Origin of the sequence: Paenibacillus durus, assembly GCF_000756615.1 — a bacterium.
GTDB lineage: Bacteria > Bacillota > Bacilli > Paenibacillales > Paenibacillaceae > Paenibacillus_AQ > Paenibacillus_AQ durus.
In genome coordinates, this window is the sequence record NZ_CP009288.1 from 1,650,587 (window position 1) to 1,677,153 (window position 26,567).

Genomic DNA, 26,567 nt, shown 5'->3' on the forward strand with positions numbered 1-26,567 from the left:
ACGCTTGGATGACTGAATAAAACTAAGATTATTGCCGAATGTACTAGCGGTTCCATAGCATACACTTATATAACAGCATAATTTGATGTCGCAGAACTGCTTCGTCAATTTAGTCGTTCTGCTCCGTCAATTTCAGTTGAAGGAGGAACTTCACATCGTGCTACATGAAATTCACGAAAGTCGGCTTCTGTCGCCGCGATCGTTCCAAGCCGGGCTTCTGGACAGTACATATGAAAATGTTCTGGAGCATATTGATTGTGGAGTTATGCTTTTTGATGAAGAAGGAGTTCTAACCTTTGTAAATGCGCGGGCGTACGGAATGCTTGAAATCCAGCGCTATACACTGGCAGGATGCACTGTAGTCGATTTGTTGACACATCTTTCTTTGAGCCGGATTAAGAAAAGACAACTGCTGCATATCTATCGGGAGACAGTTTACAAAGGAAAGACGATGTATGAGTTTATGGACGAATATGGCCGCTATTGGGAAGTAAACGCGTCTTTTGGCGCGGGTATGAACGGCAGCTATTTATTTACATTCAAGGAAATTTCCGATTATAAAAAGATAGAACAAACCGCTTACCAAAATGACAATCTGGCTATGCTAGGCAAATTATCCGCCTCCATTGCCCATGAAATCCGAAATCCTTTGACAGCCATTCGTGGATTTATCCAGCTGCTTCGCCCGCATCTGCAGGGACTTGGGAAGGAAGAATATGCCAAGATCATCTTGGCCGAGATCGACCGTGCCAATGATATTATTCATGAATTTCTATCCTCGTCCAAGCCTTCCTCTCCTCAAGCTGGAATCATTTCCATTTCTGCCCTGTTGAAAGAAGTCATACTGCTGACAGAAAGCGAAGTATTGATGAAAGGCTGCCAGATCGTTCTTAACGCTATAGCCGGCGAGTTGTATATTTCCGTAGATGTGAAGCAGATTAAGCAGGTCCTGATCAATATGATAAGAAACGCCCTGGAGGCGATCTCCGACCGCTTGGACGATACCACAGGGAGGATTGAGCTTGGGGCGTATAGAGAAGGCGGAGAAGTACGGATAATCGTCTCCGACAACGGTAAAGGCATGGATGTATGCACCATGAGCCATCTGTTCAACCAATTCTTCACTACCAAGGAGAACGGCACAGGGCTGGGTCTTTCCGTCAGCGACCGGATCATCAAAAATCATGGGGGACGAATTTCGGTCAGCAGCCGGATTAATGAGGGGACCAGTTTTGTGATATCGCTTCCGTTGACTCCCGGGTTTACCGCATAACCGGAAAGCAGGAACGAAATTACTCCTGGCTTCACCCCGACCCCGGAGAAATAAGCCTAAGACGTGAAAACTGTAAACATAAAAAGAGACCGGCAAGAAGATCACTTGGCCGGTCCTTTTGTATACCTTTTTGACAACTACATTCCGACTTGATTGCCATGATGCAGTCCGGATGGCGGGGGCGTTTCTTGAGTGCTGCAGCAGGACAGCGAAGAGTTTTGAGACGCGCCCTGGCAGCTTTTTCCTTTATCACAACCGGCACAAGCGCCTTGTTTCCCTTTTTGCACATGGCGGTAGAGAATCCAGCCGGAATAACCGAAGATCGCCACAGCAATCAATATATTAATCAGTACACTCATCATGTAATTTCCCCGCTTTCCCCATATAGGGCTATTCGTATTGGGTTAGGCCCATCCAAGGAGCCGTCCGCCTTGATAGATAACCAGACTTACCAAATAGGCCAGGACGACGGCATAGGCTATGGAGAAGAAGGTCCATTTCCAGGAAGCCGTTTCTTTCTTGATTACGCCCACCGTAGCAAGGCAAGGTGTATACAGTAGAATGAAGACCATAAAGCTAACCGAGCTGAGCGGCGTGAACGCCTGGGAAATCTGCGCTTCCAGTCCGGCAGCCTCCGGTGCGTGATAGATAATGTTCATCGTTGAAACGACAACTTCTTTGGCAAGGAAGCCTGGAACCAGCGTCGAGCCTGCCTGCCAGAAACCAAAGCCGAGCGGCTCCAGCAGAGGTGCGACAAGACCACCGAATTTGGCGAGGAAGCTGTTGTCCATATCCACACCTAACCCGGTAGGTCCGGCGTAAGACATGATCCAGATGATAACCGAACCGGCTAAAATAATCGTCCCTGCTTTGCGCAGGAAACCTTTTCCTTTTTCCCAGGTGCTGCGCGACAGCGACTTTAGCTGCGGCATCCGGTAAGGAGGAAGCTCGATTACAAATACCGAGGACTCGTTCTTGAACAAATACTTGGAGAAGAGCTTGCACAGCAGCAGCGCGAACACCACTCCCAAAGCATACATCGTCATAATGACAGCAGCCTGATTTTCCGGGAAAAAGACGGCGGCAAACAGCAGATAGACTGGAAGTCTGGCAGAGCATGACATAAGAGGAAGCAGCAGAGTTGTCAGCATCCGCTCTTTGGGCTGTTCAATGCTTCGCGCGGCCATAACGGCAGGCACGTTGCAGCCGAAACCGATGATAAATGGAATAAAAGCTTTGCCGTTCAATCCCATTCGTTCCATGATGCTGTCCACAACGAGACTGACACGGGCCATATACCCGGAATCTTCAACAAAAGAAATGATCAAGAACAGAATGAAGATTTGCGGGACAAAGACGATAACGCCGCCTACGCCGCCTATAATGCCGTCAACAAGTAAAGCGTGCACGAAATCAGATGCTCCGACCGTATCAAGAAACGATGATGTTCCCGTACTGATTGGACCGGCAAGGAGGCCGTCCAGCAAATCGGACAACGGTGCGCCAACCCATTCGAAGGTCGTCTTAAACAGCACATACATAAACGCAAGGAATATCGGCAGTCCGAGATATCGATTCGTAAGGATGGAATCGAGCCGTTCCGTCAAGTTATGGGGTTTTATGCCCGATGTGTCCAGAGCGTCAAGACAAAGCGAACGGATATAATCGGTTCGAACAGAACGAATCCATTGAGGAAGGGTAAGCGCCAACTTGCTGTTTTGAAGCTCATTCTGACATTTATCACGAATAGCAAGCAATTTGTCCGCATCCGCGCGGCCCTTAAGGAATTCCAGGATGACCGGATTTTGCTCCAATAGCTGGAGGGCAACCCAACGATGATTGGGAAGGCCGATTTCTTGGCTTAGCTCCCGCTCAATGGAGGAGATAGCTTGTTCGACAATTAATCCATAATCCAGCTTGAAGTTCACAGCCGGGATATCCGCCGAGTTCTCCAGCATGCTCAGCACCTGTGCGGTGCCTTTGCCCGTTCTCGCGACCAGCGGAAGCACAGTAACGCCAAGCTTGGCTTGCAGAACGTCCGGATGCACCTTAATGCCTCTTGCTTTGGCTACGTCGATCATATTGAGTCCGATGACCGTCGGCCTGCCATACTCGAGCAGTTGGACGGTCAGCAGCAGATTTCGTTCAAGCTGCGAAGCGTCGACGATGTTGACGAGCGCCTCCGGCGACTCTTCAAGCAGATATTGGGTTGCAACGCCTTCGTCACGCGACAGCGGATGAAGGGAGTAAATGCCGGGCAAATCAATCAGTGTGCCTGCGCCGTTTTTCAGGTCGCCGACCTTTTTCTCAACCGTTACGCCTGCCCAGTTGCCAACATATTCATAAGAAGAAGTCAATGTATTAAAAAGGGACGTCTTTCCGGTATTAGGGTTCCCAAGAAGTGCGATAGAGCTCATGGCACGGTCACCACAATTTTCGAGGCTTCTTTCCGGCGGATGGCGAGCAATTGTCCGTTGCACTCCAACATAACCGGACCCATGAATGGACCTTTTCCTTTAAGACAGACGGTGCAGCCTTCCGAAACTCCCAAATCGGCCAGACGGCGGCGCAGAACAGGATCCATTCCCTCTATTCCTTGAATAGCGCCGGCGGAACCCGGTTGCAATTGCAGTAGGTGGCAAACTGAAGCAATCATCTTAATCCCTCCGGTGGAGACTGAGAATCAGTCTCAATTGTTTTTCTGTAATTTATCATTTTTTCATACTCAATTCAATGACGAAAATCACAAGAGTAAGAAGATTCGACAAATCTCGAGCCGATAATCCATAAACGGATGCTTATTTCTTTGCATATATTAATGCAGTTACTTATCAAAATTAGGTCTTTTGGCCAACGGCAGAACACTGTAAATTTCCAGCCTCATCCAACCGATATTTATATTAAGGATATATAATTTTGTGAGCCATAGAGTGATACTTAGACGCGAGGGGCCTACGAAAGCCTATGAAAATAGAAGAGAAAAAAACACTGCTTACAGCAGTTTGCGGCGCAGCGCTATTACTGTTGGTTCAAAGTATGCACGTTACGCTGAATGGCGATAACGAACGGGAAGCGCTGTCTGCGTTGTATCTGATTAGCAGCTGGTGTACCAGCGCCTTCGGATTTGCGATTTTTGCCCAGGGATGGCTTCTTTTCTCCAATCAATTATCGAGGGGCAGACTTTACTCTTCCGCTCTTTTTTTGGGAGTTTGCGTGTTCGATCTTCTGCATACGCTCGGTTTTATTGGAATTCCGTTCATCCAGACCGTGATAAGCGAAGACAGGGCATTTTGGCTGCTATCCTTCTCAAGGCTTGCGAGTGCAGTCGGTATTCTTCTGATCTTTGGTAAGGAAGATTCTCCGGTGCTTGTCCCGAGAAAAAATAGCGTCCTGCGGAAGTCCATCCTTCTGGTCGTGTTGTCAATGGTTCTATTCAGTGCGGGCTCTTATTTCCTTCCGGAGGTAATCAGTCCCGTGCAGGCGGATTTTGCCAGAAAACTGCTTAATTTTGTTGTGCTGCTGGTTTACCTTCTGGACATCGCTATTATCTTCTATACGAAACGTGCAGAGAAGTCGTCCTCGCTGCTGATTATTATCAGGTCGCTCGTATTTCTCGCTCTGGGTCAGGCGTTCTATATTGACGCGGGGTCCGATAAGAATATCGATCTGCTGTTCGGAGCGGCAAGCTGCGCGGCAGCCTACTATTTGCTGCTTACCGGCGTGTACAGATTGACGATCGAGGAGCCGTTCCGTGAGAAGCAGGCGATTGAAGCGCAGATCAATTATCTGGTCTATCATGACGATTTGACCGGACTGCCGAACAGACGCCGGCTGCTCCAGCATGTTGATGAAGTTATTGAGTCTCATAAAACCTCTGCCATTCGCGGCTGCTCGGCGCTAGCCGTCCTCAATATCAATCATTTCAAGGATATCAACGTTTCATTGGGCCATTTAGCCGGAGACCGTCTGCTGCAACTGGTGGCGTCGAGGATTAAGGATGGCATCAGGCCGGGCGAGGATTTATTCAGTATGGGCGGAGATGAATTCGCCTATTTGATGACAGACATGCAGAGTCTGGATAGCTGCTTTCTCCGCTCCAAAGAGCTGCTCAATCTGTTCGAACAGCCTATTGAGCTGGAGGCCGGCGAATATCATATTTCGCTCAGCCTGGGCATCAGCATATTTCCCGCTGACGGAGATACGGCGGAGCAGCTCATTCAGAACGCGGATACCGCTGTTCATGATGCCAAGGAACATGGCGTAGATATTCGCAGGTACGTGCCGTTAATACAAATGAAGGCCAAGGAAAGATTAAAGCTGGAGAACGATCTGCGCAGAGCGCTGGAGCGGGAGGAATTTTTCCTTCTGTATCAGCCGCAGGTTCAACTGGCCACCAAGGAGATTGTCGGCATGGAGGCGCTGCTTCGCTGGCAGCATCCGAAACGCGGACTTGTGTCGCCGGCTGATTTCATTCCCATCGCCGAGGAGAGCGGGCTGATTGTTCCGATTGGGGAGTGGGTGCTGAGAACCGCCTGTTCTCAGAACAAGGAATGGCAGAAGGCGGGATACCGTCCGATCTGCGTCTCGGTCAATTTGTCCCTGCGTCAGTTCCTCCAGCCGAATCTGGCCGGTAAGATCGGAGGATTTTTGCAACGGATTGGCCTCGATCCGAGCTATGTGGATCTTGAAATTACGGAGAGCATGACGATGGACAAGGAAAAAGCCTTCGAGCAGCTGAAGCGGCTTAAGGAGCTCGGGGTGTACATCAGTATCGACGATTTTGGAACGGGCTACAGCTCGCTGCACTATCTGAAAAATATGCCGATTGACCGCCTCAAAATCGACCGTTCCTTCGTGGCGGAGGTTATGGAGGACAGCAACAATGCTGCCATTGTCTCAACAATTACTTCCATGGCGCATCATTTGAAGCTGAAGGTGACGGCCGAGGGAGTGGAGAACGAGGATCAACTGCAATTCTTGCGCCAGCAGCGCTGCCATGAGGCGCAGGGCTATTTCTTCAGCAAGCCGATCAGGGCTCAGGAGTTCGAAAGAATTTTCCTGAAACCTACTATTTATGGAATGCCATCCTAATTGGAATTGCCTTCTCCCGTTAGAAGTGTTAAAATATTAAATGTTCACGAAAGCGCGGGTGTAGTTCAATGGTAGAACTTCAGCCTTCCAAGCTGATAGCGTGGGTTCGATTCCCATCACCCGCTCCAATATTGAAAATATTAAACCCTTGCTGAGCAAGGGTTTTTTAGTTTGATTTCCGTTTCCGATAATCATTGGATGACGGTAGGCCCCAACGAAACAGCGCATTCCAATAAAAAAGGCTCTCCGCTTAATAACGAGCGAAGAGCCTTTTGCCATATTAGTTCAGCTTGAGGTCAAGTTAGACCGTTCCTGCCGATTTCAAAAATTCCACGATCGTCAGCAGACCCTTGTCGAAGTTCTCCAGGTTGAAGTGCTCGTCAGGCGCGTGCAGGTTCTCGTCGTCAAGTCCGAAGCCCATCAGAACGATCGGCGCCTTCAGGATGCGGGAGAAGCTCTCCATAATCGGGATGGAGCCGCCGTCCTTCGTGAACAGGGCGCGTGTGCCGTATACTTTGCCGTAAGCGTCCGCCGCCAGTTGCAGGAAGGGATTCGACGGATCAATGTCTAAGGCGAATGCCTTCTCCATCTGCCGCACTTCAACCTTGGCTCCCGGCTGAATATGCGATTTCAGATGGGCTTCAATAGCGTCGAGGACATGCTGTGGATTCTGGTCGCCCACAAGGCGGCAGGTGATTTTGGCATGGGCCGCTTTCGGGATAACCGTCTTGGTGCCCTCGCCCTGAAAGCCGCCGTAGACGCCGTTAAGCTCCAGCGTAGGCCGGGCTCCGACGCGTTCGACAAACGAATAGCCTTCTTCGCCGTAGAGAGCGGACAGTTCGAGTCCCTCCCGGATTTTATCCTCGTCAAGTCCCTGCTTGGCGAATTCCTCGCGCATGAGCGGAGACAGGTCCGGCACGCCTTCATAGAAGCCGTCTACGGCGACCCGGCCCTTGTCGTCATGCAGCGACGCGAGCAGGGAAACGAGTGCGTGCAGCGCATTAGGGACAGCGCCGCCGTAAGTGCCCGAGTGCAAATCCGTGGAAGCAGTCGTGACGTCCACCTCCAGCGAGCAGAGGCCCCGGAGTCCGGTGCAGATGGCGGGTCTTCCGCGTTCCAGAAGCGAGGTGTCGGAGACGAGAACGGCGTCCGCAGCCAGCATGTCTTTATGTTTTTCCAAGAAGGAGGTTAAATGAACGCTGCCGATTTCTTCTTCGCCTTCAATGCATACCTTGAGGTTAACCGGTAGGGCACCTTCTTGACTCAATATGGCTTCTACCGCCTTAATATGCATGAAGACTTGACCTTTATCGTCGGTTGCGCCGCGGGCGTACAGCTTGCCATCCCGGATATTCGGCTCAAATGGCGGAGTTGTCCAGAGATTCAGCGGGTCGACCGGCTGAACATCGTAGTGCCCGTAGAGAAGCAGAGTCGGCTTGCCCGGTGCGTGCAGATAGTCCGCATAGACGACAGGGTGGCCGTCGGTTGGGTGAATTTCGATATGCTCGAGTCCCGCTTTGTTCAGCGTATCCGCAAGCCACTCTGCAGCCGTCAAAATATCTTTCTTGTGCTCGGACAGTGCGGAAATGCTGGGGATCTTAAGCCATTCATTCAGTTCGTTCAATTGTTCGTCCCGGCGGGATGCAAAATATTCTGCGTAAGCCATAATTATGTACCTCCTGGATTTGCGGGGTCGCAAGCCTTGGGCTTGTGGCGGATGCGCCGAATCGGATTCGGTGATCCATAGGAACTATTATACTGGAATAACCCTCGCACAATCAAAAATCACGCTTAGAAAAAACGCCTCAGCCGGGCCGAAGACAATGTATGGTTGTTTCGCACATACTTGGGCGCCGCCACGTACAATAACCCATATTCAGAGAATAACGAGTAATGGAGGAACAGCGGTGATTACTTTTTTGACCGGCAGCCAGGATGGAATTGATATGTCAACGCTATCGGGTGTGGAGAGGGAGATTGTGGAGAAGAAGCGGAGAAGTCCGGAAAATTATGTTTACGAATCGCCCGCCGCGCTCGCATTTGAGCTGAATATGAGAAGGCGCATTGTTGAAGCGGCTGTCGCGCTTGATGCAAGCGGAGTGACCTTTGTCCCGTTTGAGACCACCAGGGGGAATCGCAACTTTTGGTCGCGCACCCGTGAAGGAGGCCTTCGCTTAAACGACGGGGTTTTACCGTCTGACGGGATCAACGATATTTTCCGGAACGGCCGTCTGTATGCCTTTGAATGCGCAACGGCTGCGGTGATTGTTTTATATAAGGGAGTCCTTGATGCGCTGGGCGAAGAGGTGTTTAATTCATACTTTAAAAACCTGCTGCTCTATGATTGGCAGTATGACAGCGATTTACAGTTAACTGCGGTCAATAACAGGGAGGAAGCCTATCCCGGTGATGTGCAGTATTTTAAGAATCCCGACCATGACCCTAACAAACCGGAATGGCAGGGCGAGAATGTAATCGTGCTGGGCAGAGGAATGTATTTCGGGCATGGAATCGGCATTACCACCGCCGAGGGAATCATCTCTGCTTTGAATAGAGAGAGAGTGCCGGGCAGCAGAACATCTGCTTATCTTCTGGATGAGACGTTCCACCCGGACTTTGAGTATTTACGGAGATTGTCTGCGGGAAGAAGTCTTCCATCAGCGGCTGTCCGCTATACAGGCTATGCAGTTATCGCCAGAATAGGTTCGCACAATTACAGAATTAGCTAAAAAAGGCCCATTTCTTTAGAGCGGGAAAAATTGGCTTTTCATACATCTTAGTTGGGCGAAGTCGTTAGACATTTACAGGCCGGTTGATGGATTTAGCCTGTTTCAGGCAGTTCAGGATAGCTCACCTTTTGCTTCACTGTCTTCAGGCAAATGGTAAAAACTGCTCCATTCTCACCATTCATTGCTGCTACTGTGCCTTGGTGATATTCAACGATTTCTTTGGTAATGGCCAGGCCGATCCCGGCATGCCCGTCTTTGCCCATATAAAAACGTTCGAAAATATGCGGCAGATCCATCGGGTTAATTCCTTCACCATCATCGGCTATGGTGAGGATCAGAATCCCCGCTTCTGTCCTCGCTTCTATTGTGACACAGGCTTTGGCGTAGCGAATACAATTGGAAAGGATATTAATTATGGCGGTTATCAGCTTCTCCCTGTCGCCATAGATGCAGGCAGGCGATTTGAGTCCCGAATAGCGGATGGTTTTTCCGTGATTCCGGCTCACCATCTTTACCCGTTCTATAGCCTCTTCCAGCAGATCACCAATTTCTACATCCCGCTTAGCCAGCGGCTGCATATCCCGGTCCAGTCTTGAAAGATATAGAATCTCTGCGACCAGCTCCGCCATTGCCTTGCTTTCGCCTGCAATAATTTCCGCGGCCTCCTTGGGGTCTTCGAACACGCCGGTCATAATCCCTTCGGCATAACCCTGTATGGACATAAGCGGGGTTCGAAGCTCGTGAGATACATTTTGAAAGAACTCCTTCTGTTTGGCATCGTACCCTGCAATTTTGCCGGACATCTCGGCCATGCTTCTGGAGAGCTGGTTTAATTCCAGATAGCGCGAGGTGACCTGCGGCGTGCTGTAATTGCCGTTGCCGATACATTCCGTATAACTGCAGAAGGAGCGTATCGTTTTATGAATGCCTCCGTTCATGCGTATGCCCACCGTTGTTACCACCAGGCCGGAGAGAACAAGCAGGGCGGCGAGCACTCCATTTACCATTTGGTTAAAAGTTCGAAACGGCGTAATGTCCAAATAAGCAACCACATGATAGCCGTTGTCCAACGTCACACCGGTAAGGTAGAACATGCTGGCGGCATTCGAAGCTTTAACCAGCTTGTTCTCATTGAATTCCGTGGTATGCTTCGAGAAATAATCCGCAATAAAAGATATGTGCTTCTGTTCGCCTTCCCTCAAATACTCAGTAAAAGGATAGATTACCTGTTCTAAGTCACAACAAGCGCACAGAAGCGCTGTTGAATCCAAAATATCAGGAGGCACCAATTATGAAGAACATGAAAAAACATTCGCGGCCCTTATGGCAACAGGACTTGCCATTGGGAGTCTGACAAGCTTTGCCTTTGCGGACGAGCAGCCGGACCCATCTGCCAAGAACCCTTCCGCTAATGTCGCATCTACTGTAAAAAAGAAAGCGGGCATTGCAGCTGCTCAGCCGGCTGGAGGTGGAAGTGAGCAGAACAAAGATGATGCATTGGCGAAAGCCGCCGACTTCAAAAACTTCGTAAACAATCTGAACCAGTTGACCAAGGCCGAAAAAGACAAACTGATTGCAGCCTACGACAATAATGATTTTGATTTAGTGCAGGAGCTTTTGGATAAAGCAGGGATCGCGACTGCGCAGCCGGCTGTAAAAGCCCAACCAGCAAAGAAATAAGAGACAGAAATAAATTCTTTCCAAACACAATGACGATTGCTATGGTCGGATTGTGATGGAGAGTGCGCAACGAGCAGCACCCCGGGCCTGCGGCAAGGTTTGGGTTGCTGTCTGCACCTAAATCTCCCCTTGGAACCGAACGAAACCAATCCGATATTACATAAAAAATACATAAAGTTTTTGTTTAAAAAACAACGGAAATCGTTTAGAATAAGTAAATGAAAGGGTTTACAATAAAGGTATATCCGCTGAGTCTTTATGGCTATAATTAATTATATCCCTGATAAAAAAATTTAGGTCCGGCGGTCTAATTTTTTTCCTCTTTTGTGACGATAAGATTATTTAGGAGGGGATCGCATGGAAAAGCAAGAGAATTTGAGACTACCGCTGCAGCAGGAAAGTATGAGAGCACATTCCGAAGGCCGTTTCTCGGCCGGACTTCTGTGGGGAATTCTGATCAGCATCCCGTTATGGATTTCGCTGTTAGGCTGGATTATTAGCTTTACGAGGTAGTACGACGGAAGATAGCGATAGTACTCTAGAGCCATCCTTATGAATTGTAACCGGGAAAGAGAAGCGCGGCATTGTAGCGATATTGTGGCGCTTAAGCATAGATAGATAAGAAACGGTCAAGAGTAAACGGCTTGCATCGCCCGCTTTAAAGGGAGGTGCAAGCCGTTTATTTGTAAATGACCGGATATTGTTCTAGGCTAAGGCTGCCTCTTCGATATTGAAGGGGCGGCCTTTTAAATAGCTGGGCAGCAGTGCCTGCCACGAGCGCCGCTCTGCCGAGCCAAGCTGGCTGTGCCTTATCCCCCGGCCTTGAATTATTGGCCGGAACTGTCCAGCCACGCCGCGTATAACATGTCGAGCTTGGACTGCAGCGCTTCGCGCTCGGCGTACAGCTCGGCTAGTCGGTCGGCATCGCTGCTTAGCTGCGGGTTCAGCATCCGGGCTTCGATGCCATGAAGCAGCTTCTCGGCTTCGGCAATCTCGCTTTCCCAGGCAGCGGCGGAGCGGGCGTCCCGGGAGCGGACCGGACCGCTCCCGCTCTGCGCCCCGCGAGGCTTCATCTCCGGGGACGGTGTATCACTTGCCAAAGTTTGTTTCCCGGGACCTGTATGCGCCCCGCTGCCGGCAGATTCGGCGGCACGGGCAGACGCTTGTTCCCCGCGCTTCTCTTTGAAGTACTCATAGTTGCCCGGGAACATGGAGAGACTTCCGTCCTCTAAGGCCCAGATGCTGCGGAAACAGCGATTGATGAAATAGCGGTCGTGAGACACCGCAAGCACTGTGCCGGGAAATTCCTCCAGCGCCTCCTCCAGCGCTTCCCGAGAGTCAATGTCAAGGTGGTTGGTCGGCTCGTCGAGGATGAGCAGATTGGGCCGCCGGTGCATGAGCACGGCGAAGCGCAGCCGGGTCCATTCTCCGCCGGACAGTCCCGCGACGCTCTTGAACACATCGCTCCCGTAAAAGAGGAACCTGGCCAGCTGTCCCCGCGCTTCGCCTTCCTCCATGCCGGCCTGTTCGCGAAAATACTTCAGCACGGACTGGCCGGCATCCTCGGGCACGGCTTCCTGGGCAAGGTAGCCGACCGCTGTCCGCGAGCCAAGCGCGTAGCTTCCCTCGTCCGGCTGTTCCAGCCCGAGTATGATGCGCAGCAGCGTGCTTTTGCCCGCACCGTTGCCGCCGATCAGCGCGGTCGTCTCGCCGTAGCGCAGCACGCCGCCGGCCTCGGTGAACAGCGTACGCTGTCCGTAGCGCTTGCCGACGCTGTCAAGAACAAGCACCCGGTTGCCCGAGCGGTCCTGCTGCTCAAGCTGCAAATCCATTGCTTTACGCTCCAGGATCGGCCTCTTGATCTTGACCATCCGGTCCAAGGCCTTTTGCATCGACGCGGCCCGGCGGTGAAAGGAAGGATTGGGCGGATTGGCATTGTTGCCCCACTCGATCAGCCGTTTGATGCTTTCCTGCATTTTTTTGATTTTTTTCTGCTGCTCCTGGTAGTCGGCGAACTGCTGGAGCAGTCTTGCTTCTTTCTCGGCCTGATAGCCGGTGTAGCCGGTATGATAGGTGACGGCCTCTCCGTCTTCGATCTCGACGATCTTTGTGACGACGGCGTCCAGGAAATAGCGGTCGTGAGAAATGACGACTACCGTGCCATCATAGTCTCTTAGGAACTGCTCCAGCCATTCGATGGCGGCCATATCCAGATGGTTCGTCGGCTCGTCGAGCAGCAGCACATCTGGCCGAAGCAGCAGCAGTGCCGCCAGCCCGACCTTCGTCTTCTCTCCGCCGGAGAGGGAAAAGAAGGCGCGCTCAAACTGTTCGCCGCTGATCCCAAGTCCCGAGGATACCCGCTGGATATCGGATTCGATTTCATAGCCGCCAGCCGCTTCGAATTTCTCCTGCAGCGAGCCGTATTCGCGCAGCAGCGTACTCATCCGCGCTTCGCTGTCTGCGCCGAGGTCCGACATCTCTCGTTCAAGCTCCCGCAGCCGCCGCTGCCACGCCAGCGGCTCGTCGAAGCTGCGCTGCAGGACTTCGTACACCGTATCCTCGCCGCCTTCCTGAATTTGGGCCAGCAGCCCGATGGCGCTGCCTTTACGGATGGCGATTTGGCCCGAGTCGGGTGCTTCTTCGCCGCTCAGAAGGCGGAACAAGGTCGTTTTGCCGGAGCCGTTGCGGCCGATGAGGCCGACATTTTCCCCCTGACGGACGGCAAATGAGACATCGCTCAGCACAAGCTGGGCTCCATGGTATTTTTGCACATTTTGACATTGAATAATCATAGGGATTCTCCTTTAGCAGCTTCAGCGGCGTGAAAAGCCGAAGAGCTTGTGATATCAAAGGAAACGCCCCTGCCATCTCACATGGAAGGACAACATAAAAAGACCGCAGGGAAACATTCCCCGCGGCCTTGTTCGTCCGTGTCCGGTTTAAGGTTGACGGTCGGAAGGCAGGAAAGACATTTCTGGGTAGCCGGGCGTTATGATTTTGGCAAAAAAGGACAGACCTCTCCCGTTAACGCCAAAAGCATGAACGATGCCTGCCATTGCGATAGGCAAACGGCCGACCATGTTACCCAGACCTTCATAATTCATCTTTCCTCACCTCCCTCTTAACAAAGTTACCTTCATATTAAATAAAAAATTTACAGTTAGCAAGCATAATTTTCCGAAAAAAGCCAAAGCGATCTCGCTCCCTGCCTCCGATTAATTGCATACCCTTCGTTATTTTTCGATATGAATGGGGTATGGGCGGCCAAGACGCCCCATCTCGGCAATCAGAAGGAGGAAGGCATATGGCTTTTTTCGACGGTCTGCTCGGCAATGCGTCTCAGGTGGATCTTGGTGCGGCCCGCAAGGAATACGGAAAAATTTTGGCCCCCGGGGAACAAATCGAACGGGCGTACAGACTGATCCGCGACATGTTCATTTTTACGGATAAACGGCTCATACTGATCGACAAGCAGGGCATGACCGGCAAAAAGATCGCATACCACTCCATCCCCTACAAAAGCATTACGCATTATTCCGTGGAGACGGCGGGACATTTCGATCTCGATGCGGAGCTGTGCCTTTTCGTGTCCGGCAGCGCGCTGCCGCTGAAAAAAACGTTTAACAAGAGCGTGAATATTTATGAGGTGCAGGCGGTGCTGTCCCAGTATATTTTGAAGCTGTAACAAAAAAACGGCCGCGATATCCCTTAGCAGGGCCGCAAACCGTTGTCGTGCCGTTATACCCAGTACCGGAGAATAAATCCGCCATAAATAAAAGCGACCAGAATAACGAGAGCAGGGTGAATCTTCCGCCGTTCCATTGCCCAAAAAGAGACCGCAGCAATAATCAGAGTCTGCCAAATGCCTACGGAGGCGAGCGGCCCTTTGCTCATCTGCCAGGTCAAAGCAACCATCATAATCGCGATGACCGGCTGAACCAGAAGCGTCATGCCTTTGACGATCGAGGACTGACGGTATTTCTGAAGCAGGCGGATCATAGCGATCAGGGCGGCTGCGGAAGGCAGCACAGTGGCTAGAAGCGCCAAAATCGCTCCAACCCAGCCGTAGATTTCAAAGCCGACATAAGCCGCCACTTTGGTGGCGATTGGTCCGGGGAGCGCGTTCCCCAGAGCCAGCATGTTGGTAAACTCAGAGTTAGTCAACCAATGGTAATGCGGTACGATTTCTGTATACATCAGCGGGATGGAGGAAGGACCGCCGCCATATCCCAGCAGATTAGCGATAAAAAAGCCAATAATCAGATCAAGCCATTCCATCTAAGACGTTCCTCCTTTTCGTTCCTGTCCTCGGCGGAGCTTAGCCACAGCCCGGTAATGCACTGAACCGTAAGCGAGAAACAGTACGATGACGATGGCCGGATGAACGTGCAGCACTTCAAGCAGCAGCAGGGCTAGCAGCATAAAGGCGACGCCGGCTGCGATGCCGAGCCCCTTGACTGCTTTTTTCGCAAATTCATATGCCATTAACCCGAGCATGACGGCGATAACGGGTGAGACGGCGGCAATCATTCCCTTAACGACCTTGGAGCCTGCCAGATAATTAACCGCAGACAGCAGCAGGATCATGGCAAGAACGCTGGGCAAAATATGCGCAATTACAGCGAAGAACGCTCCCAGGCCCCCTGCGCGTTTGTATCCTAAGTAAGCGGCCATTTTGGTGGCGATCGGTCCGGGAAGGGCGTTGGCCAGCGCCAGCGTTTCCCCGAATTCTTCGTCGCTGATCCAGTGGTAGCGGATAACCGCGTCGTGGCGGATCAGCGGGATGACCGAAGGGCCCCCTCCGTAGCCGAGAATTCCGGTGCGGACCATTGAGACTCCAAGCTCTATATAGTCCTTGTTCATTGGTTTCAAACCGTTTCCTCCTTATGTTGTCAAAAGTACATTATATACAATCCGTATGAATACCCCCACATTATATTTCTTTTTGCATCCCCCGAGTGATAACTTTGTGCATGGCTCACAAATCAGGCGTGCAGCATTAGTGTTCTCTGCACTTCCGGTTGACTTCATACAGCCGTGTAAGGTTAAATGACAATAATTCATTTGGTTAACGCTTTTTATGTCAGTTTTGCAAAACATAAAGCCTATGCTTACGATGCCAGTTTTGCTGAAGATCATTCAGGAAGTAAATTCACTTAGCAAAACTTTTAGGAGGATCAAAATGATAAAACGACCGGTGACTGGCACGAAAACGATGGTAGTCAGCCCGCACCATTTGGCGTCCGCCGCGGGAGCGCGGGTTCTGCAAAAGGGCGGAAATGCTTTTGACGCTGCGGTAGCTGTCAGCTCGGCGCTGGCGGTCGTCTACCCGCATATGACGGGCCTTGGAGGCGACGCGTTCTGGCTGGCTTACAGCGCCGATGAAGGCCGCGTTCAGGCCTATAATGGCAGCGGCCGTTCGGGGTACGGGGTGCATCGGGGCCGCTACGCCGGAGAGACCGCGATCCCGCGAAGAGGAGTACGCAGCGCGGTAACGGTTCCCGGCATGGCAGACAGCTGGGATGCGATCCTGAGCCGGTACGGCCGCCTTCCGCTCTCGGAGGTGCTGGAGGCCGCAATCGATTATGCGGCCGGAGGCTTTCCGCTGTCGCCGGACCAGCATGGCAACACCATACATGCCGGCGCTGCGCTGTCTCCTGAAGCGGCGGCCATCTATATGCCGGGCGGACGGATTCCAAGGCCCGGGGAGAAGTTCGTACAGAAGGAGTTAGCCCGTACGCTGTCTATTCTGGCCGCTGGGGGACGTGACGCCTTCTACAAAGGGGAAATCGCCAAGGCCATCTGTGACGGCATGGCAGAAGCAGGCGGATATTTGATCCGCGAGGATTTTGCCGATCACCGGGGCAACTGGTGCGATCCGATCTCATCGGATTATCACGGGTATACCATCTTCCAGGCTCCGCCTAATTCGCAGGGATTCGCCGGGCTGATGGCGCTGAATATATTGGAGCGCTTTAACTTCGCAGGAATCCAGCACGGTTCTTATGAATATTATCATCTGCTTGTTGAGGCGATAAAGGCCAGCTTCCGCGATCGCGACGCGGTGCTCACCGATCCGGAATTCAATGAGATTCCGCTGGACCGGCTGCTGGATAAGACTTACGCTGCAGAGCTTGCGGCGTCCATTTCACCCAGCAGGGCGGCCGATTTGGCCAGTGAGCCGACCGGCCGGGACACAGCCTACGCGGCTGTCGTGGATGCGGAAGGTAATGCGGTTTCCTTCATCCAGAGCCTGTACTTTGAATTCGGGTCGGGGACCGCTCCGGGCGGCACCGGTGTTCTGCTTCAGAACCGGGGCTCCTTCTTTTCGCTGGACCCGGCGGCCGTCAACACGCTGGAGCCGCATAAGCGTACCTTCCATACACTGATGCCGGCGATGGCCTGCCGGGACGGCAAGCCCGCCATCCTGTACGGCACGCAGGGCGGCGAAGGACAGCCGCAGACTCAGACGCTCCTGCTGACAAGAATGCTGCATTACGGAATGAATCCCCAGCAGGCGGTAGATGAACCTCGCTTCGTCTGGGGGAGAACCTGGGGTGAGCCGACCCAGGAGCTGACCGTGGAGGGCAGAGTTGAGGATGCGGTGCTGGAAGAACTGGAGGAGGCCGGCCATAAGGTCCGGAAAGTGGCGGACTATGACGGATTAGCCGGTCACGCCCATGTGATCTCCATCGATGACAATGGCTACCGCATCGGCGGCACTGACCCGCGCTGTGACGGAGCCGCTATCGGCTGGTAACGGCAAGCATTGGATACATGAACAGGTTGAATAATTACAGTCCGGACAATCGGATGGTGCGGATCTTAGAATAAAGGAATGGAAAAGTGAGAGGAGGGAAGGACATGGAATTGGACAATCGGTATGGAGCGTTTATCGATCCGGGACTTGAGGTATCGCCGCTTGCGCGCGGACCCTTGGACGGATTGACCTTTGCAGTCAAAGACGTCTTTGCGGTCAAGGGCCATAGCTCGTCAGCAGGCAACCCGGACTGGCTGCGCAGTCATCCGGCGGCTGAAGAGCATGCCGCAGCGGTTCGCAGCCTGCTGCTTGCTGGGGCCGCTCTCAAAGGCGCGGCCCACACGGATGAACTGATGTACAGCCTTGGCGGGGAAAATATTCATTACGGCACGCCGGTGAATCCGCGGGGAGCGGGGAGAATTCCCGGAGGTTCTTCCAGCGGCTCGGCAGTCGCGGTCGCCGCGGGGAGCGTAGACTTCGCGCTGGGGACGGATACGGGCGGCTCTGTCCGCGTACCGTCCTCATACTGCGGTATTTATGGTTTTCGGCCGAGTCATGGAGCGGTTGATATGAATGGCGTTATCCCGCTTGCGCCGCAGTTCGATACCGTCGGCTGGATGGCAAAAAGCGCAGGGCTTCTGCAAATGGTCGGCAGGGTGCTGCTTGGCGGGAACGAAGCGAGAAGTCTGGCGGAGTCAGACCCAGGCTCTGGAGCACCATCGGCCGAAGCCGCGAAGCTTCAGATAGATACGCTGTTTATCGCAAAGGATGCCTGGGCGCTGACGATGCCGGAAAGCGCCGGGGAATTAACCGGTGCCCTGAAGGTTTTACAAGCCGGCGCGGGGAGAAGCGTGCAGACCGAAGCGGCTCCGGAAGGACTCAAGGCCTGGATGGATGTCTTTCGGGAGCTTCAGGGCAGTGAAATATGGGAAACGCATGGAAGCTGGGTGCGGAAGGAGCGGCCAACCTTTGCGCCGGACATTGCAGCCCGCTTTAAACTTGCGGAAGAGCTGTACGGCCGCGATCTTTCAGCTGCGGCCTCGTTCCGCAAGGAAGCGATCGTCCGGCTCCGCAATCTGCTTGGCGAGAGCGGGGCGCTGGTTATTCCGACAGTGCCGGGTTCCGCACCGATAGTCGGCGGCGATGCCCCGCAGCTGGAGTTTAACCGCAGCGGAGCCATGTCGCTCTGCTGCATCGCAGGCCTGGCCGGTCTTCCGCAAATCACGCTTCCGGTGGGCGGTCCTGACGGTCTTCCGCTCGGTTTGTCCGTTATCGGCGGCTATGGTCAGGACCTGCGCTTGCTGGCATGGGTAAATGAGATCTGGAAGCCGGCGCTTGTTTGATCAGCAGTTTTTATACAGAATACAAAGCTGTCCCGTGGTAAACGCCGCGCAGGACGGCTTTTGTTTTTTTTATGAAGCAGATAATCAAAAAAAATCAATATGAAATATATGTATAAATACATAACATAAGAAGGCGTTTTTTTAACTTTTTTCTTTTCAAAGGGAGTCGCATTCTTTATAATGTTACATAAAGTAACACAAGAAATCATAAAAAATTTGATTTTTGTATATAAACTGGAGGAGAGGTTGCATGCATCTTACGGTCGAAGAGGCGTTATCGATTTATCCTCTGTCGGAAGCAAAGCTGATTGCTGGCTCCAAAGGAACTCACAGAATCGTCAAATCGATCAATGTGATGGATGCGCCGGATATTTCGGACTGGATCAAGGAAGGCGAGATGCTGCTTACGACAGCCTATCTGATCAAGGATAACCCGGAGCAGGCGTCGGCGCTGCTTCACAAGCTCAATCGGAGGGGCTCTTCGGGACTCGGCATCAAGCTTGGCCGATTCTGGGAATCGGTTCCTGATGCTCTGATCGCCGAAGCGGACGAATTGAATTTCCCGCTCATCGAGCTTCCATTCCAATTTACCTTTTCCGACCAGATGAACGGTCTGTTTCGGGCGGAGCTCGCCCGCAGGACGGGTACCCTGCAAGCCGTTCTTGAGAAGCAGCGCAAGCTGATGCGCTTTGCCCTGCGCCCCGTCCGCAGCCGCTCGCTTCTGGAGTCGGTCTCCGATGTCATCGGCCATCCGATTGCCATCATCGGCAGCCGGGGCGAACTGCTGTTCAATAACTCCTCCCACAGCGAGCGGGAACTGCTCGGCGGATGGCCGTGGGGGAACCGGAACCGCAAGGTGCGCATCGGAGAGGAAGCGGGTTACCGTCTTCCGCTTTTGCAGGGAGAAGAGAGCTTCGGTTATCTTATCTTTTGCTCCATTGACCCGCTGCTTCTATCTATTGAAGAAAGCCTGTTCGTGCAGGGAGCCGAGCTTATCGCGCACCACATCCGGTCTGGGGATGAGGATTATTTTGAGCATGATTTGCATAGAGAGTTTGGGAAGCTGCTTCGCCGTTACCTGAAGGGCGATCTGTCCTGTGCCGAACTGGTAAAGGCGGCTGATACACTGGACTACGGGCTGCTGCAAGCGCCGTTTCAGCTTGTTCTTAGTGATGTGCCCGAAGCGGGAGAGCTGCGGCAGCACGAACTGACCCGCCTTAAAGAAGAATATGCGCAGCATCCGGAGTTTGACAAGATGAAGGCTTTTCATCTTGTGATGGAAGAAGGGCTCTTGTCCATCTATTCGGGAGAAAGGGTGGCGCCGGAGCGTTTTTCCGCTATTATTGAGTCCTGCTTCGACAAACTGAAGATCGGCGAGAGCTTCTACCCCCGGGCTGCGATCAGCAGCCGGAAGAGTAAACCGGAGGAGACCAGGGAAGCTTTTGCCGAAGTAAAAGAAGCTTTGCGTTTGACGGCGCACTGGAATGCGGGACAGCAGGTTGCGCATTACCGTCAGCTTGAACTGGCCATGGTGCTGCAGCAGGTTCCTGCCGAGATGATGCAGAAATATTTCAGCCGCATATTGGCCGGACTGCTGGGCCGTGAGCCAGAGTATGTAAGGGAGATGCTGCATACGCTGGAAGCTTTTTTGGAAAATGACGGCCATATCAATGAAACAGCCAAAAAGCTGTTCATTCACCGCAATACGGCCACCTACCGGATGGAGAAGCTGAGCGAGCTGCTGGACGTTGATTTCAAAAAGACCGACGACTTGCTGCGGCTGAAGCTGGCGTTTCTATTCCGTAAAATGCTGGAGCGCGGCTGAAATACGGGTCGCTGAAGAGTAAAGGAGGGAGTTCATGAGCGCGTACGATATTGTAAACCGCATCAAGAGAGATGAGACTCCCGCCGTGCTGGCTACCCTGATTGGAGTAGAAGGACACTCATACCGAAAGGCCGGAGCGGTCATGCTATTTCATGAGGAGGGAACGATAGGAAGCCTTAGCCCTGGATGTCTGGAAAGCGATTTGCAGCTCCGAACCGGGGATGTGTGGAAATCAGGGATGCCAGAGACCGTGGAATATGATATGCTGTCTCAGGATGATTTCTCATGGGGAGAAGCGGTGGGCTGCGGCGGCAAGATTAAGGTAGTGCTGGAGCCGGTAAAAGGGGATCTCAGGAATTTGATGCTTGAAGCCCATGGCCTCATGACCTACGGTCAAAGCGTGATGCTGCGGCGGAGTCTAGCAGGCGGGAACTATGCCTATTCGCTGGAAGCGGCTGCCGGAGCGCTGGAGATGCGGGCGGATGATGGCTGGAGTGAAGCTTCGTTCGTAACGCTGCTTGTTCCCAAGCCGCGTCTTGTTCTGTTTGGTCCCGGGCATGACGCACGCCCCATCGCGGATTTAGCGGTCAGAACCGGCTTTCGCATTGCCATCGCTGACTGGCGCGAGACCAGCTTACTGCTTGGATTTGATGCAGAGGAAAAAGTCGTTTGTTCTCCGGGCGAGGCCGCAGACCGGCTTCATATCGGCAGAAGCGATTACGTCCTGATCTGCAGCCATCAGCTCCAGCGGGATCGCATATTTCTCGAATATGTTATTAAGCATAAGCCTTGTTATATAGGCATCATTGGCTCCAAAGCGAGAATAGGCATGCTGCTGGAGGGGCTGGATGCGCCGGAGACGCTGTACGCGCCTGTCGGGCTGTCTATCGGAGGAGAAGGGCCGGAAGAAATTGCCGTCAGTATTGTGGCAGAGATGATTCAGGTCAGAAGATCAGGTTCCCGTAAGTAGCCGAAAGGAGCGGATAACGTTGAAAGTAGCCGGAATTTACCTGGCGGCGGGGCAGAGCAGCCGGATGGGCACCTCCAAGGTTTCTTTGAGGCTGTCGCAGGACGTGGCGCTTGGGAGCGTCGCGCTCAGTGAACTGGAACGCTGCGGCCTTGAACCGCTGGTCGTAGTTGTGAGGGCTAACGACAAGCTGGAGTGGCTTCCGCCCGAGAGCGGAGTGCTGGGATCAAGACGAACGGAGACTTGCCTAACCGCACACCTAGGACTGTCTTTCTCCCTCCGCTGCGGCTTGAATGCGGTGCTGCCAGCCGAACCGGATGCGGTGGTGGTCGCGCTTGCCGATCAGCCGTTCATTACAGCAGGGCTGGTCGGCCGCCTGATTGAAACCTTCCGGTGCTCGCCGGCTCTGGATTATGTCGCTTCCAATGGCAACGGAACGGTCATGCCGCCGGCTCTGTTCTCCAAAACGTTGTTTCCGGCGCTCCAGCAGCTCGATGGCGACCGCGGCGCGGCAGGCATATTCCGTTCCCCGGACTATAAAGGCGCGGTAATTGAAGGGGAGTCTCCCTTATTCTTCATGGATGCTGATACGGAAGGGGATTTCATAGAAGTTCGCCGGGAGTGGATGCTTAGAAGCGGCCGGAATCGAGACTCTGCCGATATATAAGCCTGGCATATGTTATGATTCCTTACAATTTTTAATATTCTTAGGCTTGGGATAGTGCGAAACGCACAAAATATCCCCTCCTTTTCGTCGTTATGCACAAACGTATGTTATATAAATTTACGCACGGCTCTGGCCTCCAGTATATTAAAAATATAATATTCCTGAAGACCAGAGCTCCAATGACGGAGCTTCGGCTGGAAACGGCCAGTTCATAATATGTTAGCTTTCATGCTACACGACATTTTAGGAGGAGGAAAACAATGAAACAAAGGGGTCGGGCATTCAAATTGAGTTTCATGCTGCTGTTTGTGCTTGCGATTGTGCTTGCAGGCTGCGGCGGCAACAACAATACGGGAGGAAACGCAGGAGCGTCCTCGGAGCCGGCGGCAACCGCCACGGCGACGGCGGGAGATTCGGCGGGTGCGTCCGCGAAGCCGTCAGGAGAGAAGCCCAAGGTGGCGTTCGTATACATCGGGCCTCCAGGCGATGGTGGTTATACTTACCAGCATGATCAAGGGCGCAAAGCAATGGAAGCGGAACTCGGCATTAAGGCCGATGCTATAGAGAACATTCCTGAGGGCCCTGATGCTGAGCGCATCATTACCGAGCTGGCGCAAAGCCATGACATCGTATTTACGACAAGCTTCGGCTATATGGAACAGACGCTCAGCGTAGCGAAGAAATTCCCGAACGTCAAGTTCGATCATGCTTCCGGTTTTAAGACCGCCGAGAACATGGGCAACTACTTCGGAAAGAACTATCAAGCGAGTTATCTGACGGGTATTGCAGCAGGCAAAATGACCAAGAAAAATCATCTTGGCTATGTCGGCGCTTTCCCGATCAGCGAAGTTATCTACAACCTTAATGCGTTTACGCTTGGCGCACAAAGTGTAAACCCGGACATTAAAGTCGACGTCGTATGGACAAACACTTGGTATGATCCGACGACGGAGCGCCAGGCTGCAATCAGCTTGCTGGACAAAGGCGCCGACGTGCTGCTCGCATACCAGGATTCCCCTGCTACGATCCAGGCGGCTGCTGAGCGCGGCGCATTCGCTGGCGGCAACGACTCCGACATGAAGAAATACGCGCCTGACAATTATTTGACGAACCCGGTATGGAACTGGGGACCGTACTACACGAAGACCGTAAAATCGGTTATGGACGGAACCTGGAAGAACGAGCAGTATTCCGGCGACATGGCTGACGGCATGATTGATCTGGCTCCTTTCGGCAACAAGGTTCCCGAGGATGTGCAGAAGCTTGTGGCCGATGCCAAGGCGAAGATCATCAGCGGTGAATTGAATGTCTTCACGGGTCCGATCAGCGATAACCAGGGCAATGAGAAAGTTCCGGCAGGAAAGAGTCTTACACTTGAAGAAGTGCTGGGCATGAACTGGCTGGCCAAGGGCGTAGTTGGAACGCTTCCTAAATAAGCATGTTTTGACCTGTTTTAAGCTATGCAAAATTCGTTTGTAATATCCGTTAAATAAGAGGAAGACCATACAGGTGGGGCGGGCTCTTAATCCAAGAACCTTCCCCACCTGTACTACAACTATGAGGAAGGAGGCGTTCCACATGCAGGAATATTCGGTAGAAATGCGCGGGATTGTCAAACGGTTCGGTTCGGTAACCGCGAGCGACCAAGTCGATTTTTCGGCAAACGCGGGCGAGATACACGCGCTGCTTGGTGAGAACGGGGCGGGAAAAAGCACCGTCATGAGCATGCTGTCGGGCGTGTATAGGGCGGATGAAGGAGAGATTCTGATTCACGGCAAATCTGCCAAGATTCGTTCTCCCAAAGATGCGGCTATGCTCGGCGTCGGCATGGTATTTCAGAACTTCAGACTGGTGCAGACCTTGACGGCAGCGGAAAATATCGTGCTTGGCGAAAAGTCGTCTTTCTGGCGCGGGAGAAACTGGATTAAAAACAAACATAAAGAAATTGAGGAGTTGGCGGAACGCTTCGGACTAAAATTTCCGGTGGACCGTCCCATATGGCAGCTTTCCGTCGGGGAGCAGCAGCGGGTGGAGATCGTCAAGACGCTCTATCGCGGCGCCGACATTATCATTCTGGATGAACCGACTTCGGTGCTTACGCCGGGTGAGGTAGAAGGGCTGTTCAGCACACTGCGCCGGATGAAGCAGGAAGGAAAGACGGTTATCATGACCACGCATAAAATGAAGGAAGTCATGGCGTCTTCGGACCGCATTTCGGTCATGCGCAAGGGTAAAATGATTGCTACGCTGGTTACCAAAGATACCGATGAGCGCGAGCTTGCCCGGCTGATGGTCGGCAGAGAAGTGGTTATTGAGCGTCAGGAGCGCGAAGCTACGGAGGGCGAAGAACTGCTTAACGTTACAAACTTAAGCGTCCATGCCGATCATGGCCGCAAGGCTCTGGACAGTCTGTCCCTGAGCGTGCGAAAGGGCGAAATCGTCGGTGTAGCCGGAGTGGCGGGCAACGGCCAGAAGGAATTGGCTGAAGTTCTGACCGGTCTTCGGACGTGGAGAGAAGGCGAAATTATCTTTGACGGAAGTCCCGTCAAGACAGCTTCGGTTCGCGGAGCGATTGACTCGGGCATCTCTCATGTACCGGAAAACCGTATGAAGAGCGGCTTGGCCGGAAAGCTCGGGTCTGTCGATAATTTGCTGTTCAAATCGTACCGTTCCGAGGAGCATTCGAAATTAGGCATCCTGAAAGCGGCCAAGAACCGTGCATGGTCCGAGGAGCTTGTTCGTAAATTTGATGTGAAGACGCCGGAACTGGATACGCCTGTCCAGCATCTGTCCGGCGGCAACCAGCAAAAGCTGTTATTCGCGCGGGAAGTTACCCACCGTCCGAAGTTGATGGTGGCTGTTCATCCGACGCAGGGCCTTGATGTCGGCGCGACAGCGGGGGTGCATGAGCTGCTTATGGAGCTCCGCGCTTCCGGGAGCGGTGTGCTGCTCATTTCAGAGGATCTGGATGAGCTCTTGCAGCTGTCGGATCGGATACTGGTCATTTATAACGGAGCAATTATTGGTGAGGAGACCCATGAGATGGCGGACAGAGAAAACATCGGCCTTATGATGGCGGGCATCCGGAGCAGAGAGGAGAGCATGGTATGAGCCAGGAAAAGGCAGGCGGAAGGGCGCTTGCGCAGCCTGTTAAACAGACTTCCGGAGGAAAGATGCCCTGGCGGCTGGAATTTGATTCATCCCGTATCCGTACGCCGTGGTGGACACCGATCTTATCGGTGGCGCTTGCACTCGTGCTGTGCGCGATTTTTATCTATGCCAACGGCATGAGTCCCTTAACTGTCTACTCCAAAATGGTTAAGGGAGCCTTTGGAACCTCATACGGCATCACCGAAACGCTCGTCAAAGCTATTCCGCTGCTGCTGTGCGGACTCGGCATCGCCGTGGCCTACCGGATATCGGTCTGGAATATCGGAGCCGAGGGCCAGTTGATTGTTGGCGCGATAGCCGCAACTGCCGTAACGATCTATTTTCCGAATCTGTCGGGATTCTGGTCGATTCTGTTGATGCTGATCTTCGGCGTTGCCGCCGGCGCTCTCTGGGGGCTGCTTACGGCTATTCCGAAGACGCATTTCGGGGTGAACGAGCTGATTACTTCGCTAATGCTCAATTATGTAGCGCTGCTGGCCCTTGATTACGTCACGTTCGGACCATGGAAAGATCCTCAAGGCTTCAACATGCCGGGCTCGCCGGTATTTACCGACGCGCAATCGCTGCCTGTACTCGGAGCAACCCGGCTGCATATCGGCCTGATCTTTGCGCTGGTCGCGGTTGTCATTTACTATCTGATGATCCGTTTTACCCGCTGGGGCTACGAGCTGCGGCTGATCGGAGCGAATCCGAACGCGGCCCGTTACGCCGGAATTCACATCAATCGCCATATTATCATTGTTATGCTGATCAGCGGAGGACTTGCAGGTCTTGCCGGTATGGCCGAGGTATCGGGAGTAAGCCACAAGCTGATGCAGGGCATTTCGCCGGGCTACGGGTACACCGCCATTATCGTGGCTTGGCTTGCCAAGCTGAATCCGCTCGGGCTTGTTGTCACTTCGGTGCTGTTCGGCGGATTGATTGTCGGCGGTTTTAGCGTACAGACCATAGGTCTGCCGTCGTCCATTTCGGAAATGCTGCAGGGCGCGATCCTGTTTTTCCTGATTGCCGGCGATATGGTCACCCGCTTCCGCATTCGCCGGGGAGCGTAGCCCAAAGGA

23 protein-coding genes and 1 tRNA gene are annotated in these 26,567 nt (G+C 52.9%); 15 read left to right on the forward strand and 9 right to left on the reverse strand.

All coding sequences use genetic code 11. The annotated features are described in order from the left end of the window. Nucleotides 1-157: 157 nt before the first annotated feature. Nucleotides 158-1,273, forward strand: a complete 1,116-nt coding sequence (locus PDUR_RS07505; protein WP_052410113.1) for an ATP-binding protein — start codon at nt 158-160, stop codon at nt 1,271-1,273. 137 nt (nt 1,274-1,410) lie between these two features. On the opposite strand, the gene PDUR_RS07510 is transcribed toward PDUR_RS07505, so the two are convergent. From PDUR_RS07510 to PDUR_RS07520, 3 genes are read right to left on the reverse strand one after another with little or no spacing between them, the layout of a single operon-like run. Next, entirely contained in the window at nt 1,411-1,635 is a 225-nt protein-coding gene (locus PDUR_RS07510) for a FeoB-associated Cys-rich membrane protein (RefSeq protein ID WP_330217248.1), read from the reverse strand. A gap of 42 nt (nt 1,636-1,677) precedes the next feature. Continuing rightward, entirely contained in the window at nt 1,678-3,690 is a 2,013-nt protein-coding gene (feoB, locus tag PDUR_RS07515; RefSeq protein ID WP_042205733.1) for a ferrous iron transport protein B, read from the reverse strand. Then, on the reverse strand, nt 3,687-3,929 hold the full coding sequence (locus PDUR_RS07520) for a FeoA family protein (protein WP_042205734.1): 243 nt from the start codon (nt 3,927-3,929) through the stop codon (nt 3,687-3,689). The genes feoB and PDUR_RS07520 overlap by 4 nt, the downstream gene beginning before the upstream one ends. Before the next feature lie 308 nt (nt 3,930-4,237). Between PDUR_RS07520 and PDUR_RS07525 the strand changes: the two genes are divergently transcribed. Both PDUR_RS07525 and PDUR_RS07530 read left to right on the forward strand, forming a co-directional pair. Continuing rightward, nucleotides 4,238-6,364: a putative bifunctional diguanylate cyclase/phosphodiesterase gene (locus PDUR_RS07525; protein WP_042205735.1), complete on the forward strand. Its 2,127-nt coding sequence runs from the start codon at nt 4,238-4,240 to the stop codon at nt 6,362-6,364. Nucleotides 6,365-6,418: 54 nt separating this feature from the next. Beyond that, nucleotides 6,419-6,492: transfer RNA gene (locus PDUR_RS07530), tRNA-Gly, on the forward strand. A 173-nt stretch (nt 6,493-6,665) separates the two neighbouring features. Here PDUR_RS07530 and PDUR_RS07535 read toward each other — a convergent pair. Further along, nucleotides 6,666-8,030, reverse strand: coding sequence for a dipeptidase (locus PDUR_RS07535; protein WP_042205736.1), 1,365 nt, complete (start codon nt 8,028-8,030; stop codon nt 6,666-6,668). 241 nt (nt 8,031-8,271) lie between these two features. On the opposite strand from PDUR_RS07535, the gene PDUR_RS07540 reads away from it, so the two are divergent. Next, on the forward strand, nt 8,272-9,093 hold the full coding sequence (locus PDUR_RS07540) for a protein-glutamine gamma-glutamyltransferase (protein WP_233277497.1): 822 nt from the start codon (nt 8,272-8,274) through the stop codon (nt 9,091-9,093). Nucleotides 9,094-9,185: 92 nt separating this feature from the next. On the opposite strand, the gene PDUR_RS07545 is transcribed toward PDUR_RS07540, so the two are convergent. After that, on the reverse strand, nt 9,186-10,364 hold the full coding sequence (locus tag PDUR_RS07545; protein WP_156130361.1) for a sensor histidine kinase: 1,179 nt from the start codon (nt 10,362-10,364) through the stop codon (nt 9,186-9,188). A gap of 52 nt (nt 10,365-10,416) precedes the next feature. Between PDUR_RS07545 and PDUR_RS07550 the strand changes: the two genes are divergently transcribed. After that, nucleotides 10,417-10,773, forward strand: a complete 357-nt coding sequence (locus PDUR_RS07550; RefSeq protein WP_042205737.1) for a hypothetical protein — start codon at nt 10,417-10,419, stop codon at nt 10,771-10,773. A 357-nt stretch (nt 10,774-11,130) separates the two neighbouring features. Further along, entirely contained in the window at nt 11,131-11,286 is a 156-nt protein-coding gene (locus tag PDUR_RS28640; RefSeq protein WP_155986922.1) for a hypothetical protein, read from the forward strand. Nucleotides 11,287-11,600: 314 nt separating this feature from the next. Here the strand turns inward: PDUR_RS28640 and abc-f are convergent, their stop codons facing one another. Beyond that, a complete protein-coding gene (abc-f, locus tag PDUR_RS07555) occupies nt 11,601-13,565 on the reverse strand; it encodes a ribosomal protection-like ABC-F family protein (protein ID WP_042205738.1) in 1,965 nt (654 codons plus the stop codon). Between the two features lie 147 nt (nt 13,566-13,712). Further along, nucleotides 13,713-13,877: a hypothetical protein gene (locus PDUR_RS28645; RefSeq protein ID WP_155986863.1), complete on the reverse strand. Its 165-nt coding sequence runs from the start codon at nt 13,875-13,877 to the stop codon at nt 13,713-13,715. Between the two features lie 200 nt (nt 13,878-14,077). Between PDUR_RS28645 and PDUR_RS07560 the strand changes: the two genes are divergently transcribed. Further along, nucleotides 14,078-14,458, forward strand: a complete 381-nt coding sequence (locus PDUR_RS07560; RefSeq protein WP_042205739.1) for a PH domain-containing protein — start codon at nt 14,078-14,080, stop codon at nt 14,456-14,458. A 53-nt stretch (nt 14,459-14,511) separates the two neighbouring features. Here PDUR_RS07560 and PDUR_RS07565 read toward each other — a convergent pair whose 3' ends face one another. Next, nucleotides 14,512-15,051, reverse strand: a complete 540-nt coding sequence (locus PDUR_RS07565) for a chromate efflux transporter ChrA (protein ID WP_042205740.1) — start codon at nt 15,049-15,051, stop codon at nt 14,512-14,514. Continuing rightward, a complete protein-coding gene (locus tag PDUR_RS07570; RefSeq protein ID WP_042209165.1) occupies nt 15,052-15,636 on the reverse strand; it encodes a chromate efflux transporter ChrB in 585 nt (194 codons plus the stop codon). A 319-nt stretch (nt 15,637-15,955) separates the two neighbouring features. On the opposite strand from PDUR_RS07570, the gene ggt reads away from it, so the two are divergent. The 8 genes from ggt (at nt 15,956) to PDUR_RS07610 (ending at nt 26,558) form a co-directional block, all read left to right on the forward strand. Then, complete coding sequence (ggt, locus tag PDUR_RS07575) at nt 15,956-17,533, forward strand: gamma-glutamyltransferase (protein WP_042205741.1); 1,578 nt, start codon at nt 15,956-15,958, stop codon at nt 17,531-17,533. A 110-nt stretch (nt 17,534-17,643) separates the two neighbouring features. Then, a complete protein-coding gene (locus PDUR_RS07580; protein ID WP_042209166.1) occupies nt 17,644-18,876 on the forward strand; it encodes an amidase in 1,233 nt (410 codons plus the stop codon). Nucleotides 18,877-19,126: 250 nt separating this feature from the next. Further along, the gene (locus tag PDUR_RS07585; RefSeq protein WP_042205742.1) at nt 19,127-20,701 is read left to right on the forward strand and encodes a PucR family transcriptional regulator; all 1,575 of its coding nucleotides are present in this window, start codon (nt 19,127-19,129) and stop codon (nt 20,699-20,701) included. Nucleotides 20,702-20,735: 34 nt separating this feature from the next. Continuing rightward, complete coding sequence (locus PDUR_RS07590; RefSeq protein WP_042205743.1) at nt 20,736-21,671, forward strand: XdhC family protein; 936 nt, start codon at nt 20,736-20,738, stop codon at nt 21,669-21,671. A gap of 19 nt (nt 21,672-21,690) precedes the next feature. Continuing rightward, complete coding sequence (locus PDUR_RS07595; RefSeq protein ID WP_052410115.1) at nt 21,691-22,335, forward strand: NTP transferase domain-containing protein; 645 nt, start codon at nt 21,691-21,693, stop codon at nt 22,333-22,335. A gap of 260 nt (nt 22,336-22,595) precedes the next feature. Further along, nucleotides 22,596-23,771 (forward strand): BMP family ABC transporter substrate-binding protein, encoded by a 1,176-nt coding sequence (locus PDUR_RS07600; protein ID WP_042205744.1) that lies wholly within the window; start codon nt 22,596-22,598, stop codon nt 23,769-23,771. 142 nt (nt 23,772-23,913) lie between these two features. Continuing rightward, nucleotides 23,914-25,446: an ABC transporter ATP-binding protein gene (locus PDUR_RS07605; RefSeq protein ID WP_042205745.1), complete on the forward strand. Its 1,533-nt coding sequence runs from the start codon at nt 23,914-23,916 to the stop codon at nt 25,444-25,446. A 62-nt stretch (nt 25,447-25,508) separates the two neighbouring features. After that, entirely contained in the window at nt 25,509-26,558 is a 1,050-nt protein-coding gene (locus tag PDUR_RS07610; protein WP_407944314.1) for an ABC transporter permease, read from the forward strand. The last annotated feature ends 9 nt before the right edge of the window (nt 26,559-26,567 follow it).

Bases quoted from the DNA above. Each gene is read 5' to 3' on its own strand.
- PDUR_RS07510 (WP_330217248.1), bottom strand. From the start codon at position 1,635: ATGATGAGTGTACTGATTAATATATTGATTGCTGTGGCGATCTTCGGT.
- feoB (WP_042205733.1), bottom strand. From the start codon at position 3,690: ATGAGCTCTATCGCACTTCTTGGGAACCCTAATACCGGAAAGACGTCC.
- PDUR_RS07520 (WP_042205734.1), bottom strand. From the start codon at position 3,929: ATGATTGCTTCAGTTTGCCACCTACTGCAATTGCAACCGGGTTCCGCC.
- PDUR_RS07525 (WP_042205735.1), top strand. From the start codon at position 4,238: ATGAAAATAGAAGAGAAAAAAACACTGCTTACAGCAGTTTGCGGCGCA.
- PDUR_RS07535 (WP_042205736.1), bottom strand. From the start codon at position 8,030: ATGGCTTACGCAGAATATTTTGCATCCCGCCGGGACGAACAATTGAAC.
- PDUR_RS07550 (WP_042205737.1), top strand. From the start codon at position 10,417: ATGGCAACAGGACTTGCCATTGGGAGTCTGACAAGCTTTGCCTTTGCG.
- PDUR_RS28640 (WP_155986922.1), top strand. From the start codon at position 11,131: ATGGAAAAGCAAGAGAATTTGAGACTACCGCTGCAGCAGGAAAGTATG.
- abc-f (WP_042205738.1), bottom strand. From the start codon at position 13,565: ATGATTATTCAATGTCAAAATGTGCAAAAATACCATGGAGCCCAGCTT.
- PDUR_RS28645 (WP_155986863.1), bottom strand. From the start codon at position 13,877: ATGAATTATGAAGGTCTGGGTAACATGGTCGGCCGTTTGCCTATCGCA.
- PDUR_RS07560 (WP_042205739.1), top strand. From the start codon at position 14,078: ATGGCTTTTTTCGACGGTCTGCTCGGCAATGCGTCTCAGGTGGATCTT.
- PDUR_RS07565 (WP_042205740.1), bottom strand. From the start codon at position 15,051: ATGGAATGGCTTGATCTGATTATTGGCTTTTTTATCGCTAATCTGCTG.
- PDUR_RS07570 (WP_042209165.1), bottom strand. From the start codon at position 15,636: ATGAACAAGGACTATATAGAGCTTGGAGTCTCAATGGTCCGCACCGGA.
- ggt (WP_042205741.1), top strand. From the start codon at position 15,956: ATGATAAAACGACCGGTGACTGGCACGAAAACGATGGTAGTCAGCCCG.
- PDUR_RS07585 (WP_042205742.1), top strand. From the start codon at position 19,127: ATGCATCTTACGGTCGAAGAGGCGTTATCGATTTATCCTCTGTCGGAA.
- PDUR_RS07590 (WP_042205743.1), top strand. From the start codon at position 20,736: ATGAGCGCGTACGATATTGTAAACCGCATCAAGAGAGATGAGACTCCC.
- PDUR_RS07600 (WP_042205744.1), top strand. From the start codon at position 22,596: ATGAAACAAAGGGGTCGGGCATTCAAATTGAGTTTCATGCTGCTGTTT.
- PDUR_RS07605 (WP_042205745.1), top strand. From the start codon at position 23,914: ATGCAGGAATATTCGGTAGAAATGCGCGGGATTGTCAAACGGTTCGGT.
- PDUR_RS07610 (WP_407944314.1), top strand. From the start codon at position 25,509: ATGCCCTGGCGGCTGGAATTTGATTCATCCCGTATCCGTACGCCGTGG.